The 16,672-nt window shown below is 70.0% G+C and carries 12 protein-coding genes and 2 CRISPR repeat arrays; of the genes, 11 read left to right on the top strand and 1 reads right to left on the bottom strand.

Annotation, left to right across the window (positions count from 1 at the left end; translation table 11 throughout):
• Positions 1-9: 9 nt before the first annotated feature.
• Together F4561_RS20220 and cobO are read left to right on the top strand one after the other, a co-directional pair.
• On the top strand, positions 10-2,097 hold the full coding sequence (locus F4561_RS20220; protein ID WP_184580941.1) for a putative cobaltochelatase: 2,088 nt from the start codon (positions 10-12) through the stop codon (positions 2,095-2,097).
• A gap of 55 nt (positions 2,098-2,152) precedes the next feature.
• Positions 2,153-2,755 carry a cob(I)yrinic acid a,c-diamide adenosyltransferase gene (cobO, locus tag F4561_RS20215; RefSeq protein WP_184580940.1) on the top strand — a complete coding sequence of 201 codons (603 nt, stop codon included), beginning with the start codon at positions 2,153-2,155 and terminating at the stop codon, positions 2,753-2,755.
• Positions 2,756-2,853: 98 nt separating this feature from the next.
• Positions 2,854-4,218: direct repeats of the CRISPR family, unit length 29 nt; unit sequence CTGCTCCCCGCGCACGCGGGGATGGTCCC.
• Positions 4,219-4,399: 181 nt separating this feature from the next.
• Here cobO and F4561_RS20210 read toward each other — a convergent pair.
• Positions 4,400-4,993, bottom strand: a complete 594-nt coding sequence (locus F4561_RS20210) for a hypothetical protein (protein ID WP_246437243.1) — start codon at positions 4,991-4,993, stop codon at positions 4,400-4,402.
• Positions 4,994-5,367: 374 nt separating this feature from the next.
• Between F4561_RS20210 and cas3 the strand changes: the two genes are divergently transcribed.
• The 9 genes from cas3 (at position 5,368) to F4561_RS20165 (ending at position 16,429) form a co-directional block, all read left to right on the top strand.
• Positions 5,368-8,292 carry a CRISPR-associated helicase Cas3' gene (cas3, locus tag F4561_RS20205; RefSeq protein WP_184580939.1) on the top strand — a complete coding sequence of 975 codons (2,925 nt, stop codon included), beginning with the start codon at positions 5,368-5,370 and terminating at the stop codon, positions 8,290-8,292.
• Complete coding sequence (gene casA, locus F4561_RS20200; protein ID WP_184580938.1) at positions 8,282-9,940, top strand: type I-E CRISPR-associated protein Cse1/CasA; 1,659 nt, start codon at positions 8,282-8,284, stop codon at positions 9,938-9,940. The genes cas3 and casA overlap by 11 nt, the downstream gene beginning before the upstream one ends.
• The gene (casB, locus tag F4561_RS20195) at positions 9,937-10,638 is read left to right on the top strand and encodes a type I-E CRISPR-associated protein Cse2/CasB (protein ID WP_184580937.1); all 702 of its coding nucleotides are present in this window, start codon (positions 9,937-9,939) and stop codon (positions 10,636-10,638) included. Before casA ends, casB begins: the two co-directional genes overlap by 4 nt.
• 9 nt (positions 10,639-10,647) lie before the next feature.
• Positions 10,648-11,823, top strand: coding sequence for a type I-E CRISPR-associated protein Cas7/Cse4/CasC (cas7e, locus tag F4561_RS20190; protein ID WP_184580936.1), 1,176 nt, complete (start codon positions 10,648-10,650; stop codon positions 11,821-11,823).
• Positions 11,820-12,527 carry a type I-E CRISPR-associated protein Cas5/CasD gene (gene cas5e, locus F4561_RS20185; RefSeq protein WP_184580935.1) on the top strand — a complete coding sequence of 236 codons (708 nt, stop codon included), beginning with the start codon at positions 11,820-11,822 and terminating at the stop codon, positions 12,525-12,527. Before cas7e ends, cas5e begins: the two co-directional genes overlap by 4 nt.
• Positions 12,527-13,255, top strand: coding sequence for a type I-E CRISPR-associated protein Cas6/Cse3/CasE (cas6e, locus tag F4561_RS20180; RefSeq protein WP_184580934.1), 729 nt, complete (start codon positions 12,527-12,529; stop codon positions 13,253-13,255). The genes cas5e and cas6e overlap by 1 nt, the downstream gene beginning before the upstream one ends.
• 5 nt (positions 13,256-13,260) lie before the next feature.
• Complete coding sequence (cas1e, locus tag F4561_RS20175; protein WP_184580933.1) at positions 13,261-14,214, top strand: type I-E CRISPR-associated endonuclease Cas1e; 954 nt, start codon at positions 13,261-13,263, stop codon at positions 14,212-14,214.
• Entirely contained in the window at positions 14,211-14,561 is a 351-nt protein-coding gene (gene cas2e / locus F4561_RS20170) for a type I-E CRISPR-associated endoribonuclease Cas2e (protein WP_184580932.1), read from the top strand. Before cas1e ends, cas2e begins: the two co-directional genes overlap by 4 nt.
• A 101-nt stretch (positions 14,562-14,662) precedes the next feature.
• Positions 14,663-15,363: a CRISPR direct-repeat array (repeat unit 29 nt; unit sequence GTGCTCCCCGCGCACGCGGGGATGGTCCC).
• Positions 15,364-15,472: 109 nt separating this feature from the next.
• Positions 15,473-16,429, top strand: coding sequence for a hypothetical protein (locus F4561_RS20165; RefSeq protein ID WP_184580931.1), 957 nt, complete (start codon positions 15,473-15,475; stop codon positions 16,427-16,429).
• The last annotated feature ends 243 nt before the right edge of the window (positions 16,430-16,672 follow it).

Raw genomic sequence — 16,672 nt, 5'->3', positions numbered from 1 at the left:
AACACCCACGTGAGCGCATCCGCTCGCTATCCGTTCAGCGCGGTCGTCGGCATGGACGACCTCAAGCTGGCCCTGTTGATCAACGCTGTGTCGCCGGACGTCGGCGGCGTCCTGGTGCGGGGCGAGAAAGGCACCGCTAAGTCGACCGTCGTGCGTGCCCTCGCCGCCCTGCTGCCCGACCTGCGCACCGTGACCGGTTGCCGGTTCGCCTGCGACCCCGACACCCCCGACCCCGACTGCCCCGACGGCCCGCACGACGGTGCGGCCTCCGCCGGGGAGCACCCCGCGCGCCTTGTCGAGCTGCCGGTCGGTGCGAGCGAGGACCGCCTGGTCGGCTCGCTCGACATCGAACGGGCCCTCACCGAGGGCGTCAAGGCGTTCGAGCCCGGACTGCTCGCCGCGGCGCACCGGGGAGTGCTCTACGTGGACGAGGTCAACCTGCTGCACGACCACCTGGTCGACCTGCTCCTGGACGCCGCCGCCATGGGCACCTCGCACGTGGAGCGCGAGGGGGTGTCGGTGCGGCACGCCGCCCGGTTCCTACTCGTCGGCACCATGAACCCCGAGGAGGGCGAGCTGCGCCCGCAGCTCCTCGACCGGTTCGGGCTGACGGTCGAGGTCACCGCGTCCCGGGAGCCGTCCGAGCGCGCCGAGGTGGTGCGCCGCCGGCTCGCCTTCGAGAACGACCCGGTCACCTTCGCCGCCGGGTACGCGGACGAGGAAGCCGAAATCGCCGCGCACATCCGCGCGGCACGCAAGCGGCTGCCCGATGTCGTGCTCACCGACACCGCGTTGCGCCAGGTAACCGCCGTGTGCGCCGCGTTCGAAGTGGACGGGCTGCGGGCGGACATCGTGGCCTCGCGGGCGGCAATGGCGCTGGCCGCGTGGCGCGACCACGTCGAGGTCACCGCCGAGGACGTCCGAGACGCGGCGCGGCTCGCGCTACCGCACCGACGCCGCCGCGACCCGTTCGACGCCCCCGACCTCGACGAGGACCGTCTGCAGGACGCGCTCGACCAGGCGGGTGATGACGACCCAAAAGACCCTGAGGGCGACCCGGACGCAGCGGGGAGCCCCGAGGACAGTGGGCAAGACGACAGCGCTCCGGACGACGGCGGCGCCGAGGACGATGGTTCCGAGGGGGGCGAACCGCCGGCGAGCGAGCCGGCCGGCGAACCCAACAGCGCCCCGGAGCCCGGATCCGGCAGTGGCGAGAGCGAGAACACACAGGTCTCAGAGGGCCAACCCGACAACCAGGAGGATGCGGGCAAAGGCGGCGGTGAGAGCACGGCCGACCCCGGCGACACCTACCGGCCGCGGCTGTTCAGTGTCTCCGGGGTCGGGGCGGGCGCTCCGGGGCGGCGGTCCCGCTCCGAAACCCCGTTCGGCCGTACCTCCGGCTCCCGGGTTCCCGAGCGCCGACCCGGCACGCTGCACCTGACCGCCACCCTGCGCGCGGCGGCGCCGCACCAGCATGCCCGGGGCAGGGGTGGCAACGGGCTGCTGCTGCGGCGCGGTGACCTGCGCGAGTCAGTACGCGAGGGGCGCGAGGGCAACCTGGTGCTGTTCTGCGTGGACGCCAGCGGCTCCATGGCGGCCCGGCAGCGCATGCGCGCGGTCAAGGGGGCGGTGCTCAGCCTGCTACTGGACGCCTACCAGCGACGCGACAAGGTCGGCCTGGTCACGTTCCGCGGGCACGGGGCCGAGCTGGCGCTGCCCCCGACATCGTCGGTGGACGCGGGCGCGCGCCGGCTGCGCGAGCTCCGCACGGGCGGGCGCACCCCGCTCGCGGCCGGGCTGCTGCGTTCGGCGGAGGCCCTGCGCGTGGAGCGCGTGCGCGACCCGCAGCGGCGGCCGTTGCTGGTCGTGGTCACCGATGGCAAGGCCACGCACGGCGGGCTCGACGAAGCGCTGCGCGCAGCGGGGTGGCTCGGCTCCCAGGGTGTGCAGGGCGTGGTCGTGGACTGCGAGTCCGGGCCGGTGCGCCTGGGGCTGGCCGCCCGTCTGGCGGCCGAGATGGGCGGAACCAGCGTGCGCCTGGACGAACTGGGCGCCGACTCCCTCAGCGGGCTGGTGCGCAACACGCGAGCCGCCTGAGTCACGCCGCGCGCGATTCGAGGAACGAGAACAGGACAGGGGAGAGGAAAAACGCATGCCTCAGGGCAAACCGGACTACGTGCCCGAGGACGGGCTCACCACCCGCCAGCGCCGCAACCGGCCGCTGCTGGTCGTGCACACCGGACCGGGCAAGGGAAAGTCCACCGCGGCGTTCGGCCTGGCCACCCGGGCGTGGGCGCAGGGGTGGCCCATTGGCGTGTTCCAGTTCGTGAAGTCCGCGAAATGGCGGATCGGTGAGGAGCGGGCGCTTCGGGTCCTCGGCGAGTCCGGCGAGGGCGGCGAGGTCACCTGGAACAAGATGGGCGAAGGCTGGTCGTGGATCCAGCGGCGCGGCACCGAGGAGGACCACGCCGCCGACGCCGCCGAGGGATGGGCGCAGATCAAGCGCGACCTGGAAGCGCAGACGTACCGGATGTACGTGCTGGACGAGTTCACCTACCCGATGAAGTGGGGCTGGGTGGACGTCGACGACGTCGTCGAAACCCTGCGCGACCGCCCGGGCCAGCAGCACGTCATCATCACCGGCCGCGACGCGGACCCAAGACTCCGCGACACCGCCGACCTCGTCACCGAGATGACCAAGGTCAAGCACCCCATGGACACAGGCCAGAAGGGCCAACGCGGCATCGAGTGGTGACAGCGAGCGGCATTTCGCCGGATTTACAACCTTTGCCGGAATACCGAGAAGTGATGCAAATCAGCCAAAAGTCAAAGTAGAATCCCAGCTCAAAGAGCCTGCTCCCCGCGCACGCGGGGATGGTCCCATGGGCTGGGGGGACTTATGGCCACCCCCGGACTGCTCCCCGCGCACGCGGGGATGGTCCCGTCTGACAACATCGAAACAGAAGGGCTTGCTGCTGCTCCCCGCGCACGCGGGGATGGTCCCGAAGAAACCGAGGTGGTGATCCCGCTGCCGGACTGCTCCCCGCGCACGCGGGGATGGTCCCGCGACTCCGCGCTGCTGTTCACCAGGGCGCTGCTGCTCCCCGCGCACGCGGGGATGGTCCCGAGCTACGGGCGCCCCTGCAGGTCGGCGGGGCCTGCTCCCCGCGCACGCGGGGATGGTCCCGGCAAAGGCGTCGGCAACGAGGTCGCTCGTGGCTGCTCCCCGCGCACGCGGGGATGGTCCCCTTCCGATACGCGCGGTGGGGGATCTGGATCTCTGCTCCCCGCGCACGCGGGGATGGTCCCAACAGGGACTCCACCCACGCCGGCCGCCAGGCCTGCTCCCCGCGCACGCGGGGATGGTCCCTCGATGATGGCCATCCATGCGGTCAGACCGGCCTGCTCCCCGCGCACGCGGGGATGGTCCCGACAGGTGGCCGTGCTCCCTGTTCTGCGTGTCGTGGCTCCCCGCGCACGCGGGGATGGTCCAGCGCACACGACATCAAGTGGCGCTACGACACGCTGCTCCCCGCGCACGCGGGGATGGTCCCCGTCGGTGCCCGCCCGCGGTGTGGAACGGGACCTGCTCCCCGCGCACGCGGGGATGGTCCCAGGGATGCGCCCGTGACCACGGCCAAGCTCCCCGCGCACGCGGGGATGGTCCCGGATCTGGCCGACGATGCCCAGGCGTTTCTTGACTGCTCCCCGCGCACGCGGGGATGGTCCCCCGGACGACTCGTGTTCTTTCTTGATCTCCGGCTGCTCCCCGCGCACGCGGGGATGGTCCTGGCGCAATCAGCACCAGAATCAGAAACGCGATCTGCTCCCCGCGCACGCAGGGATGGTCCCACTGAGCGAGGGGGTGACCATGCCCTCCGCCGCTGCTCCCCGCGCACGCGGGGATGGTCCCGACAGCGTGAACTCGGCCAACCTGGTCAGCTTCTGCTCCCCGCGCACGCGGGGATGGTCCCCACCCGCAGCACCAGAAACGACCAGCCAGCCACTGCTCCCCGCGCACGCGGGGATGGTCCGTCGACGCGTTCAGAATCCCAGTTGTAGTCCACCTGCTCCCCGCACACGCGGGGATGATCCCCGCTCACCGATTCACGGACAGTGACCTTATGGATGTTCCCCGCGCACGCGGGGATGGTCCCATGGCAAACCTCCAAGGGGCACGTGGTCTCAGCTGCTCCCCGCGCACGCGGGGATGGTCCCACCATGCTCTCCGTATGCAACGGGAACATGGGATTCTGCACGTGCACGCCATAGGTGACTTATTGCTTGCATAGCAATGTTCGTCTACTCTAGATACATAGCTGGGTCCCGTGGGGATCCGGAAGTGGAGCCAGGTGACCTGGGGCAGACCGGGAGCCTGGCTCGGCGTTTTTCGGGGGAACTAACACCCGGTATCGATCTCGATCTCGTAGACCTGGTTGTCAAGTACGTTTCGGTAAGCTGGATACCCGCGACGTGACGCCTGAACGGCCCCGGCCACGATGTCAGCTACCCACAGCAGCGGCTCGTTCCCGCCGTAAAGGTGAGCCACGTTGAAGTTGATCTTCCCCAAGGCACGGCGGGTGGCGATCACTGTCTTGATGTCCCACTTGTCTTGTTTGGCATTGCGTGCTTCCAGGAAGAGGGTTCCCACACCGTAGCCATTCAGTTCTGCGACGAGTGGCTGCAAGCACTTGGCTCGGGCGCGGTCTTGGTGCTTTGGAGGAACTGGTCTGCCAACAGTAACGATATGTAGACCCTCCAGGGTCGCCACCATCTTGGCGGCGTGTGCGCGCTCCCCGGGATCCATTTCCGTCCAGTGAGTTTTGTTGGTCCGGCGTTTGCCCCGCAAAGCCAGCATCTCCTGACGGGCCTCCTCGATGCCGTGATTTTCGATCACTGCGGCAGCGATTACATAGAATCCGCCGCTGTCAGCTTCGAGGAATGACTCATCGGCATAGGCCACCCCATGGGGGGCTGGGGGCGTGTCGGTCATGGAGGGCCTCCAGTCGATTACTGGCGGCAGCGTAGTGCATGAACCGGTATCTCTGCACAGCGATAAGATGACTTGTTTCGCGTGCAAGTCTCCTATACCTTGGAAGCGATCTCGCTCTCTGAGAAGCATCTTTCACCAGGCAGGTTGGGTCCTCCGACTTCTCCCGGCGGCCGCTGGGATGCTCCCAAGTCGTCTTAAGCATGCGCGACTGTTTGAGTGTGCTCCCCGCGCACGCGGGGATTGGTGGTGAGCTGGAAAGACGAGGTCAGTGGCACGGGAGGGCTCTTGTAGAGAAACCTCCCGTGCCACATCTGGCCCATGGGAAATTTCGGGTTTCGCGGACAAGATCCCCCGCGATCCGATTGGATCCGCACATGCTCCCTTCTGGCAGTCCCGCCCGCCTACGGCCTGATGCGCTTTCCGCCTCCGCGTGCTCGGTATGGGCGAAGCATGATCACAACGACGACGCCTGGCTCCCCCTGTGGCGGCACATGGCTGACAGCGCCGCTGTGGCCGGGCGGTTGTGGGACGAGTGGGTACCCGGCCAGGTCCGCCGGATGGTCCTCGCCGCTTTGCCCGGTGGCGCCGAGGACGCCCGTCTTCTGGTTGTGTGGTTGGCCGCCGTCCATGACATCGGCAAGGCCACTCCGGCCTTCGCCTGCCAGGTGGAAAAGCTCGCCGAGTCCATGCGCAGGGCCGGCTTGGAGATGCGGCTGCAGAAGCAGATGCCCGACCGAAAGCTCGCCCCGCACGGTCTGGCCGGGCAGTTGCTCCTGCGCGACTGGCTCCGGGAACGCTATGGGTGGGCCAAACCGGACACGCTGCAGCTCACCACGATCATCGGCGGCCATCACGGAGTCCTGCCCACGCACACCGACATCAAGGCCCTGACCGACCACCCCGGCCTGCTGCGTTCCCGCGGCAGTGAAGAGGAATGGCATGCGGTGCAGCGGGAGCTACTGGACGCCGCCGCGGCCACCACCGGCGCCGCCGCTCGTCTCGGTGCCTGGAGCGCGGTGAAACTGCCGCAACCGGTCCAGGTGCTGCTGTCCGCGCTGGTGATCATGGCCGACTGGGTCGCCTCCAACCGCGACTTCTTCCCCCACGCCCCCGATGCGTCACTCACCGATCCGGCCCGGGCCGGCGACGCGTGGGCGGCGCTGAGTTTGCCCACGCCGTGGGACGCGGAGGACCCGGATCCGGAGCTAGCGGGGTTGTTCGCCTCCCGCTTCTCCCTGCCCGCGGGGGCCGCGATCCGGCCGGTGCAGAAGGCCACCGTCGAGATGGCGCACGAGATGGCGACCGCAGGGATGCTGATCGTCGAGGCGCCGATGGGGGAGGGCAAAACCGAGGCCGCGCTCGCCGCCACCGAGATTCTGGCCGCCCGGTCCGGCGCGGGTGGTTGCTTCGTCGCGCTGCCCACCATGGCGACGAGCAACGCCATGTTCTCCCGCCTGATGGCGTGGCTGCGCCGCCTACCGGCCCATCGAGACGACCCGGAGTCGGTGTACCTGGCGCATTCCAAGTCCGCGCTCAACGCCGACTACGCGAGGCTCCCCCGTACCGGCCGGAGGGCGGCCGCCGACATCGACCGGGACGGCGCCGACAACAACCGGAACCCTCGCGCCCGCGAACGCGCTGCACCCTCCGGGCTGGTCGCTCACCACTGGTTGCGTGGCCGTAAGCGGGGCATGCTGTCCTCGTTCGCGGCCGGCACCGTCGACCAGCTCCTGTTCGCCGGGCTGAAAAGCCGCCACCTGGTGCTGCGTCACCTCGCTGTCGCCGGCAAGGTCGTGGTCATCGACGAGGTCCACGCCTACGACGTCTACATGGGCACCTACCTGGACCGGGTGCTGGCCTGGCTTGGCGCCTACGGGGTGCCGGTGGTGGTGCTTTCGGCGACCCTGCCCGCCCAGCGGCGCCGTGAACTCGCCGAGGCGTACACGGGAAGACGCGGCGGAGAGCTCGCACGTGTGGCGGAAGCGGACGGCTACCCCCTGCTCACCGCGGCCGGTCGGGGGCAGGAGCCGGTGCTGGCCGCCCCCGCCGCGTCGGGGCGCCGCACGGACGTGCGCGTGGAACGGATGAATGACGATCCGGCGGCCCTCGCCGAGCGGCTGAGCGATGAGCTGCGTGACGGCGGCTGTGCCGTGGTGGTGCGCAACACCGTGCGACGAGTGCACGAGACCGCCAGCCACCTGCGCCGGCACTTCGACGAGGCGGGCGACGGCATCGGGGTCACCGTCGCGCACGCCCGCTTCCTCGACGCAGACCGTGTCGAGAACGACACCGACCTCCTGGCGAGGTTCGGCCCGCCGGACAAGGTCGCCGAGCTTGGCGGGCATCGGCCCACGGAAGGCCATGTCGTGGTCGCCAGCCAGGTGGTCGAGCAGTCCCTGGACATCGACTTCGACCTGATGGTCACCGACCTCGCCCCCGTCGACCTGCTGCTGCAACGGATGGGGCGGTTGCACCGCCACCTCCGAGGGGAGGGGCAGAGCCAGCGCCCGGAACGGTTGAGTATCGCCCGCTGCCTGATCACCGGGGCCGACTGGGCCGCGAGCCCGCCGGAGCCGGTCCGCGGTTCACAGGCGGTATACCGCCTCCACCCGCTGCTGCGCGCGGCGGCGGTGCTGGAACCCCACCTCGCCGCGGACAGCGAGGCGGGCCGCACCGTGCGCCTTCCCGACGACATCAGCCCGCTCGTTCAGAGCGCCTACGGCGGTGAGCCAGTCGGCCCGCCTGAGTGGCACGACGCACTGGACGAGGCGCGCGCCAGGCACGACGCCCACCAGGCCAAACAGGCCGAGAAAGCGGACGCCTTCCGGGTCGCCGCCCCCGGACGGGCCGGACGAAGCCTGCTGGGCTGGGTCGATGCCGGAGTGGGCGACGCCGACGACACCCCGAGCGGGCGGGCCCAGGTGCGCGACAGCGAGGAGAGTCTCGAAGTGCTGGTCGTGCAACAGCGCGCCGACGGTGCCATCTCCACTGTCCCCTGGCTGTCCGAGAGGTATGGGGGACGGGAACTTCCCACCGACGCGGCACCCGAACCGTGGCTGGCGCGTGCGGTCGCCACCTGCGCCGTCCGGCTGCCGTTCCCGTTCACCCTGCCCGACGTACTCGATCAGGCCATCACCGAACTGGAGGACAACCATTTTCCCGCCTGGCAGGCCAAAGAATGCCACTGGCTGGCCGGGGAGCTGGTCCTCGTCCTGGACGCGGACTGCCGCGCCCGCCTGGCGGGCCACGAAATCACCTACTCCAGAGCCGATGGCCTCGAGGTGCACCATGCCGAATGACCCCGACACCTTTTCCTTCGACCTCACCGAACGGCCGTGGATCCCCGTCCAGTGGCTGGATGGCAGCCAAACCGAACTCGCACTGCCCGAAGTCTTCCGGTGGGCGCCGCGGTTGCGTCGCGTGGTGGGTGACATCCCCACCCAGGAGTTCGCCCTGCTGCGGTTGCTGCTGGCGATCGTGCACGACGCCGTCGACGGCCCGGAGGACACCGAGCACTGGCGGGAACTGTGGGAGGGCGGGATACCGGCTGAGGAGATCGCCGCCTACCTGGAGCAGCACCGCCACCGGCTTGACCTGCTGCACCCCGAAACCCCGTTCTTCCAGGTCGTTGACCTGCGAACGGCCAAGGACGAGATCTCCTCCCTGGACCGGATCGTCGGGGACGTCCCCAACGGGACCCCGTTCTTCACGATGCGGGCACGCGGTACCGCCCGGCTCGGGTTCGCCGAAGCCGCCCGGTGGGTGGTGCACGCCCACGCCTACGACCCGTCGGGCATCAAGTCCGGTGTGCTCGGCGACCCGCGGGTCAAGAACGGCAAGGGCTACCCGCAGGGGGTGGGCTGGGCTGGTGGTCTCGGCGGGGTCTTCGTAGAAGGTGACGACCTGCGCCAGACCCTGCTGCTGAACCTCGTCGCCACCGATACCGACCACCTTCGGGCCGCCGAGGCGGACCGGCCCGCATGGCGCTTCGACCCGCCCGGCGCGGCACCGCTGGAGGGAAAGGAGAAGGAGGAACGGCCGTACGGGGTGCGTGACCTCTACACCTGGCAGGGCCGCCGCCTGCGGCTGCGCTACGACACCGATGGTGTGTACGGGGTGGTGCTGGCCTACGGCGACCCCCTGGAGGCGCACAACCGGCACAACCGCGAGCCGATGACCGGATGGCGGCGCAGCCCGGCCCAGGAGAAGAAGCGCGGCGAGCCGCAGGTGTACCTGCCACGGGAGCACGAGCCCGCCCGCAGCGCCTGGCGCGGTCTGGCCTCACTGCTGGCCGACCAGGCGCCGGGGAGCGGGCAGCGGCAGGATGCCGCCGAAGGGCTGCGCCCGCGCATTCTCGAATGGGTCGCACGCCTCACCGTCGAGGGCTACCTGGACGAGAATCACCTCGTGCGGGCCCGGCTGGTGGGTGCGGTCTACGGCACCCAGCAGTCCGTCATCGACGAGGTCGTCGACGACCGGGTCGTGATGGCGGTGGCGTTGCTGCACGAGGACAACCCCGAACTCGCGCGAACCGCCATCGACGCGGTCAGCGATGCCGAGGCCGCCGTCACCGCGCTGGGGAACCTCGCCGCCGACCTCGCACAGGCCGTCGGAGCCGACCCCGGCGGCCCGCGCGCCGCCACACGCGACCGCGGGTTCGGCGAGCTGGACGGACCGTTCCGCGACTGGCTGGCCACACTGGGCCGCTCCTCCGATTCCGAGGAGCGCCGCGCCACCTGGCAGCGCACCGCCCGCCGCGCCGTAGCCCGGATCGCGGCCGAGCTGGTCGAGAACGCGGGTGAGACCGCCTGGTCCGGGCGCCTCGTCAGCACCGGCAACGGCGACCTGTGGCTCAACTCCGCCCACGCCGAGCGCCGGTTCCACCGGGAGCTGTCCAGGAAGCTCCCCATGTCCACCCGCGAGCAGACCGCTGAGGTTCCCGCATGACACAGCCCCCAACGAACGAAAGTCGAACCGACTTGGAAACCGCCGTCGGGGCAGCGGTGGACCGGCGTGTCGGTTCGCTGCAGGGCGGCTACATCGCCGACACCTCCTCCGCTGTGTCGGCCCTGGCGCAGTTGCGGGGCGGGGCGGGCAAACTCCCGCACGACACCCCGGAACTGTGGGGGCTCACCTGCGACATCGCGGACTACACCCGTCCGGGATGGAGTGAGGAGGACGAGAAGCAGGCGGACACGGCCGTGCACATCGCCCTGACGCTCTACGCGCTGCACCAGCAGTCCCACCGCGAACACCGGATGCACCAGCGCCCCAGCCGGAACAACGGCCGGCCTCGCAACCACGACGTGGGGCGGGCGGTGCGCGCGCTCATGTCCGGCCCCGAGATCGACGAGCCACTGCGCCAGCGCCTCGTGCAGGCCGGCAAGGCAACGAGCGTCGCAACCCTCGCCTTCCGGCTGCGCGGCATCGTGCAGCTGTTGCGGCGCGACGCGATCCCGCTCGACTACGGCCTCCTCGCCGACCATCTCTTCATGTGGCAGCGGCCCGGCGGCAGGGGCCGGGTCCGCGCGGCCTGGGGACGGGGATTCACCGCCCACCGTCCCGCCCCCTCGGGCGACCCGGCCGACACCGACAGCGACGCCGAGACCGAGGCCGACTCCGAATCCGCCCACCCCACCAAGTAAGGACGACCCGTGACCCGAACCATCCTGGACGTGCACGTGCTGCACACCGTCCCGCCGAGCAACCTCAACCGCGACGACACAGGTGCTCCCAAGACCGCCCTATACGGCGGGGCGCGTCGTTCCCGGGTCTCCAGCCAGGCGTGGAAGCGCGCCACCCGACACGCCTTCCAAGAACTCCTCGACCCCAGCGAACTGGGCACACGCACCAAACGGGTGGCGGAGTTCGTGGCCGAGCGGATCCGCGACATCGACGACTCCGTAAGCCAGGACGAGGCACTCACCCTGGCCGCCGGAACAATCACGGCGGCCACCGGCTCCAAGATCGAGGCGCCCAAACGGAAGAAAGCCGACGTGGAACCGGCCGCCCCCGAGTCCTCTTACCTGATGTTCCTCAGCTCCCGGCAGCGCGACGCCCTCGCCGGGATCGCGCTCCGGGGCCGCGGCGACATCACGGCGTTCTTCAAGGACAAAGCGAACAAGGACGAGGCCAGGCGCGCCGCCGACACCCACCACTCCGTGGACATCGCGCTGTTCGGGCGGATGGTGGCCGACGGCGCCGACGTCAACGTTGACGCCGCGGCCCAGGTCGCCCACGCCATAAGCGTGCACGCCGTGGAGAACGAAGCCGACTACTACACCGCCGTCGACGACCGGCGAAAGGAGGAGGAACCCGGCGCCGGCATGATCGGCACGGTCGAGTTCAACTCCGCGACGCTGTACCGCTACGCCGCGCTCGACGTCGACCAGCTCCGCCGCAACCTCGGCGAGGGGATGCGCGAGGACGCAGACACCACCACCCCGGTTCGCCGTGCCGTGGAAGCCTTCGTACGCGGGTTCGTGGAGTCCATGCCCACCGGCAAGGTGAACACCTTCGGCAACCACACCCTCCCCGAAGCGGTCATCGTGAAGCTGCGCGGGTCGCGCCCCATCAACTTCGTCAGCGCGTTCGAGGAGCCGGTGGTGGAGAACGGAGGTGGATACCTGCGCGGAGCGAGTGAACGGCTCGCCGCCTACATCCCCGGGATCGAAGAGGCCTACGGCGCGGACGAGGACACCCGGACCTGGGTGCTGCGCGTGGGACCCGCCACCGAGGCGCTCGCCGGGCTCGGCACTGCGGTCCCGGCGAGGGAACTGGCGGACAGTGTTGGCGCCGCAGCCGCCCAGCGCCAGGCGGGGGACAGGTGAGTGTGCTCGCGCTGCTGCTGGCGGGCCCGCTGCAGTCGTGGGGGTCCGCGGCCCGCTTCGCGCGGCGCACCACCGAGAACGCCCCCACCAAGAGCGGGGTCATCGGGCTGCTCGCGGCCGCGCAGGGCCGCGACCGCGCCGACGACCTCTCCGACCTCGCCGCATTGCGGTTCGGCGTGCGTGTGGACCAGCGCGGCACTCGGCTGCGGGACTACCAGACCGCGCACCACCAGGTCACCGAGGTGTCAATGCCGGTCTCGGAGCGGTTCTACCTCGCCGACGCCGTGTTCGTCGCGGCGGTGGCGGGGGACGACCCCCTGATCGGTGAGCTGCACCGGGCCGTCCGGAAGCCGGTGTACCTTCCCTACCTCGGCCGGCGCTCGTGCCCTCCCGCGCGCCCGGTGGACCTCGGGGAGTACGGGGAGTCCGACCTTGAGGAGGTTCTCGAACGTGTGCCGTGGCAGGCCGCCGGATGGCACCAACGGCGGCGCAGGCAGGAGCCGGTGGTGACGCTGGAGACCTTCGTGGACGCCACGTCCGGGGACACGAGCCCGGACAGCCTGCGGGACGCGCCATTGAGCTTCGACCCGCTGCACCGCCGTTACGCGCTGCGCGGCGTCCGCACCGGGCGGGTCCAGGTGAACAATCCCATGGCGAGGCAGCTGCCGGACCACGACCCGATATCCCCCCTGGGAGGCGACTGATGTATCTCACCCGCTTCCGGTTGAACACCGCGCGTTCCGGAACGCGCAAGCTGCTGTCGTCCCCGCAGGCCATGCACGCCGCGGTCCTGGCGGGCTTCCCCGACCTGTTGCCCAGTGACTCCGACGCCCCCCGAGTGCTGTGGCGGGTGGACCGTGTCTCCGCGGCGGAGGTGTTCCTCTACGTCGTCTCTTCCGGACGCCCCGACTACACCCACCTGGTGGAGCAGGCCGGCTGGCCCGCCGCCGGCACCGGCTGGCAGACGGGGGAGTACGCCCCGTTCCTGGAGAAGCTGGCCGCGGGCGACGTGTGGCGGTTTCGCCTCACCGCGAACCCGGTGCACAGCGTCCGAACCAAGGACGGCCAGGAGACCAAGGTGACCGCGCACGTCACCTGGCGGCACCAGGCGGACTGGCTACTGCAGCGCCAGGAGGCGGCGGGCTTCCGGGTGGCGCGAAAGCCGGATGGGGAAGAGGCCCCCGAAGGGCAGGAAACACCCGACCGGTACGCGCAGTACGAGCTCATGGTGCACGACCAGCGCCGCCTGGAGTTCTCCAAGGGGAAACGGAACGGGAGCGGAAAAGCCACGCGAGTGCGGGTGAACACCGCGACCTTCGACGGCCGCCTGGAAGTCACCGACCCCGAAGCGCTGCGCCGCACCCTGACCGCGGGGCTGGGGCGGGCCAAAGCCTACGGGTGCGGGCTGATGACGCTCGCCCCGGTGGAGTGAGAGCGATGGCGACCGTCGGCAGGCGCCCCGCATCCGCGCCGCGCGAACTCACCCGGGTGGGCGAGCGGCTGTCCTTCGTCTACCTGGAACGGTGCACCGTGCACCGCGACGCGAACGCCATCACCGCCGAAGACGCCGAGGGGACCACGCACATACCGTCCGCCACCATCGGAACCCTGCTCCTGGGGCCGGGGACACGAGTCACCCACCAGGCCATGAGCGTGCTCGGCGAGAGCGGGGCCGGTGTGGTGTGGGTGGGGGAGCACGGGGTGCGCTTCTACGCGGGCGGCAGGTCGCTGACACGCTCGGCCGCGCTCGTCGAGGCGCAGGCAAGAGCCTGGGCGAACCGCGGCACGCGCCTGGACGTGGCCCGGGCCATGTACCGGATGCGGTTCCCTGATGAGGACCCGGCGGGCCTCACCCGGCAGCAGCTCCTCGGAAGAGAAGGAACACGCGTCAAGGAGTTCTACCGGAAAGAGGCGGCCAGGGTGGGAATCCCCTGGCAGGGCCGGCTCTTCTCCCCGGGGGACTTCGACTCTGGTGACCCGCCCAACCAGGCCATCACCGCCGCCGCCCAATGCGTCTACGGCATCGCCCAGGCGGTGGTCGCCGCCATGGGGTGCGCGCCCGGCTTGGGGTTTGTCCACTCGGGCCACGAGCTCTCGTTCGTCCTGGACGTCGCCGACCTCTACAAGACCGAAGTCGGCATTCCCGCCGCTTTCGACGCGGCGGCGGAGAGCCCTGAGGAAGTCGGGGCGCGCACCCGCCGGGCCGTCCGCGACAGGGTAAACGAGGTCGGTCTGCTCGACCGTTGCGTTCGCGACATCAAGGCCCTGTTGCTGACCGAAGGAGACGACACCGACGTCACGAACGACGCCCCCGACCGCGTCGGTCTGCAGACAGACAGAGGACCTGACGTGGAGTCCGGCCGCAACTACGCCGAGGGGGTGATCTGGTGACGGTCATCGTCCTCACCCACTGCCCTGTGGGGCTGCGCGGTTTCCTCACCCGATGGCTGCTGGAGATCTCCCCGGGCGTGTTCATCGGAGGCCCTTCGAGCCGTGTCCGGCAGGCGCTCTGGGCGGAGGTCAAGGAGTACGCGGGAAACGGCCGCGCCCTGCTCGCCTACAGCACGAACAACGAGCAGGGGTTCACGTTCGAGACCCACGACCACAAATGGCGCCCGGTGGATCACGAGGGCCTGACCCTCATGCACCGCCCGAATGAGCAGCGGGCCGCTTCCGCATCAACCAAGCCCAAGGGATGGAGCAAGGCATCCAAACGCCGCCGTTTCGGAAACCGGTAAGAAACCAAGCACAGTCCGCAGAAGCTATGAGCGTTTTGTCGGTTTCTCGGGAAGTGAATGAAATAGCCCTCGTACACTCATAGAAGCGCAGGTCATTCAGTGTGCTCCCCGCGCACGCGGGGATGGTCCCGAGAATTAAGACAAACCGTAAAAGGACGTAACCGTGCTCCCCGCGCACGCGGGGATGGTCCCAGGACAGCGGAATCTCCCCCAATCCCCGCAGAGTGCTCCCCGCGCACGCGGGGATGGTCCCAAGAAAAGGCCGGGAGCGTCACCTCCCGGCCTGTGCTCCCCGCGCACGCGGGGATGGTCCCCGGAACCGACACGGTCACCCGAGACGACGGGGGTGCTCCCCGCGCACGCGGGGATGGTCCCAAGAAAAGGCCGGGAGCGTCACCTCCCGGCCTGTGCTCCCCGCGCACGCGGGGATGGTCCCTGGTTGGTCGAGCCCGTCAGGGACGCGATCGCGTGCTCCCCGCGCACGCGGGGATGGTCCCCAGGCGTCCACCGGTGCGGGGCTCGGGTCCGGGTGCTCCCCGCGCACGCGGGGATGGTCCCACGACCCGGGCGGTTTCCGACAGCGGCAGGATGTGCTCCCCGCGCACGCGGGGATGGTCCCTTGTCCAGCGGCTTGATGGTCTGGTCGATGTTGTGCTCCCCGCGCACGCGGGGATGGTCCCGCCACCAAGCAGGCCGGCCGGTGGAACATCGAGTGCTCCCCGCGCACGCGGGGATAGTCCCGCCCCACTCCCAAACACCCCCGAACAGGCCCCGTGCTCCCCGCGCACGCGGGGATGGTCCTTGGCGCCACGCGATGCCTCATCCCGGTCCGGTTTGTCGTGGTTGCTTGTGGGCGCGTGTGTCCGAGAGGACGAGACGACGGGATTCACCACCACCGCGAAAGGGCGGCCATGACCGTACACCTGATCACCGTGGGTTTGACGTTGGCCAGCAGCGCGCGCCGGGATGAGGCGGCGCTGTTCGGCGCGACCGACAACGAGGACCTGCTGGCGCTCCTTCCAGAGTCCAGTGCGGCCTTCCTCCCGGAATCCGATGTGGCCGGTGCTCGCCGGCTGCTGGCTGGTGGTCTGACCAGCGGTACGCCGGAGGCCGCGGCATTGCGGGAGGCAGTGGTGACGGTATGTCCGGACCGTTGGTCCAGTCGGGCGAGTGCCGAGCTCACCACCGCCGCCCGCGCCAGCGATCCGGATGCCGTGGAGCTACCCGCCGTGGCGCGCGCACATCCCGATGACCTTGTCGTGCTGGTCACCAGCGACACTGTGCCAGGGATGCACGCCGGGTTGTGGAACGCGCTCGCGCTCACCGGCGGGGAGCTGGACCGGGTGCGCTACCTGGACCGACCCGACACCGACAGCACCAAGGAGCCCGGCCGCGGCACGGTCGTCATCGCCCCAATCCCCGGCCTGGACACCGCGGGACCGCAGGGTTTCGCCGAGGCGATGCGGCACCTGGGCCGGATGGGACGCTTCCTCATCGAAACCCTCGCGGGGCCGGGCGAACACTACGCCTTCCACCTCTCCGGCGGGTACAAGGCCACCTTGCCCTACCTGGTGGGATTGGCCGAGGGGATGCTCGGGCTGCGGGAACGTGGGGAGGTCGCCTCGGTGCGGGCAGGGCTCCAGCACGAGGCCGCCCCGGACCGGCTCATCCCGTTGCCGTTGCGCGACCTGCCGGAGAGGGTGCTGCGCCACGAACTCAAACACGCCGTTCCCGACGACAGGGGCGGGTTCATCCTCGCTGAGGCCCCAGCAGCGGAGCGCCTACTGGAAGGTTACGCCTACGAGCTCCATGGCAAACAGTGGCGCCTGACCCCCTTCGGCGAAGGGCTGCTCGCCCTGATCTCCTGACCCCATGGCGAAACGGAACCCGAGTGGGGCACTTCGTCTCCACGACAGGGTGTGCGGATTCCGCGGGGACGCCTGTGGATCGTTGGTCGATAACGAAGGGCTCGGTGGGGACATGGACGTCGGTGTGTCCTCGCCCGGACTTCCCGGCCTCGGGGACCCGCTTCTGGGATTTCCGCGCGTTCCGAACCTCGGTCAGGAAGCGGTGTGCCGGTGACTCGAATCCCCTCACCTTCGAATCTCCCG

This window comes from Lipingzhangella halophila, assembly GCF_014203805.1.
GTDB lineage: Bacteria > Actinomycetota > Actinomycetes > Streptosporangiales > Streptosporangiaceae > Lipingzhangella > Lipingzhangella halophila.
This window is presented reverse-complemented; position numbering and strand designations above follow the sequence as displayed.

Excerpts from the sequence above, each read along its gene's own strand:
- cobO (WP_184580940.1), top strand. The coding sequence starts at position 2,153 with ATGCCTCAGGGCAAACCGGACTACGTGCCCGAGGACGGGCTCACCACC.
- F4561_RS20210 (WP_246437243.1), bottom strand. The coding sequence starts at position 4,993 with ATGACCGACACGCCCCCAGCCCCCCATGGGGTGGCCTATGCCGATGAG.
- cas3 (WP_184580939.1), top strand. The coding sequence starts at position 5,368 with ATGCTCCCTTCTGGCAGTCCCGCCCGCCTACGGCCTGATGCGCTTTCC.
- casA (WP_184580938.1), top strand. The coding sequence starts at position 8,282 with ATGCCGAATGACCCCGACACCTTTTCCTTCGACCTCACCGAACGGCCG.
- casB (WP_184580937.1), top strand. The coding sequence starts at position 9,937 with ATGACACAGCCCCCAACGAACGAAAGTCGAACCGACTTGGAAACCGCC.
- cas6e (WP_184580934.1), top strand. The coding sequence starts at position 12,527 with ATGTATCTCACCCGCTTCCGGTTGAACACCGCGCGTTCCGGAACGCGC.
- cas1e (WP_184580933.1), top strand. The coding sequence starts at position 13,261 with ATGGCGACCGTCGGCAGGCGCCCCGCATCCGCGCCGCGCGAACTCACC.
- F4561_RS20165 (WP_184580931.1), top strand. The coding sequence starts at position 15,473 with ATGACCGTACACCTGATCACCGTGGGTTTGACGTTGGCCAGCAGCGCG.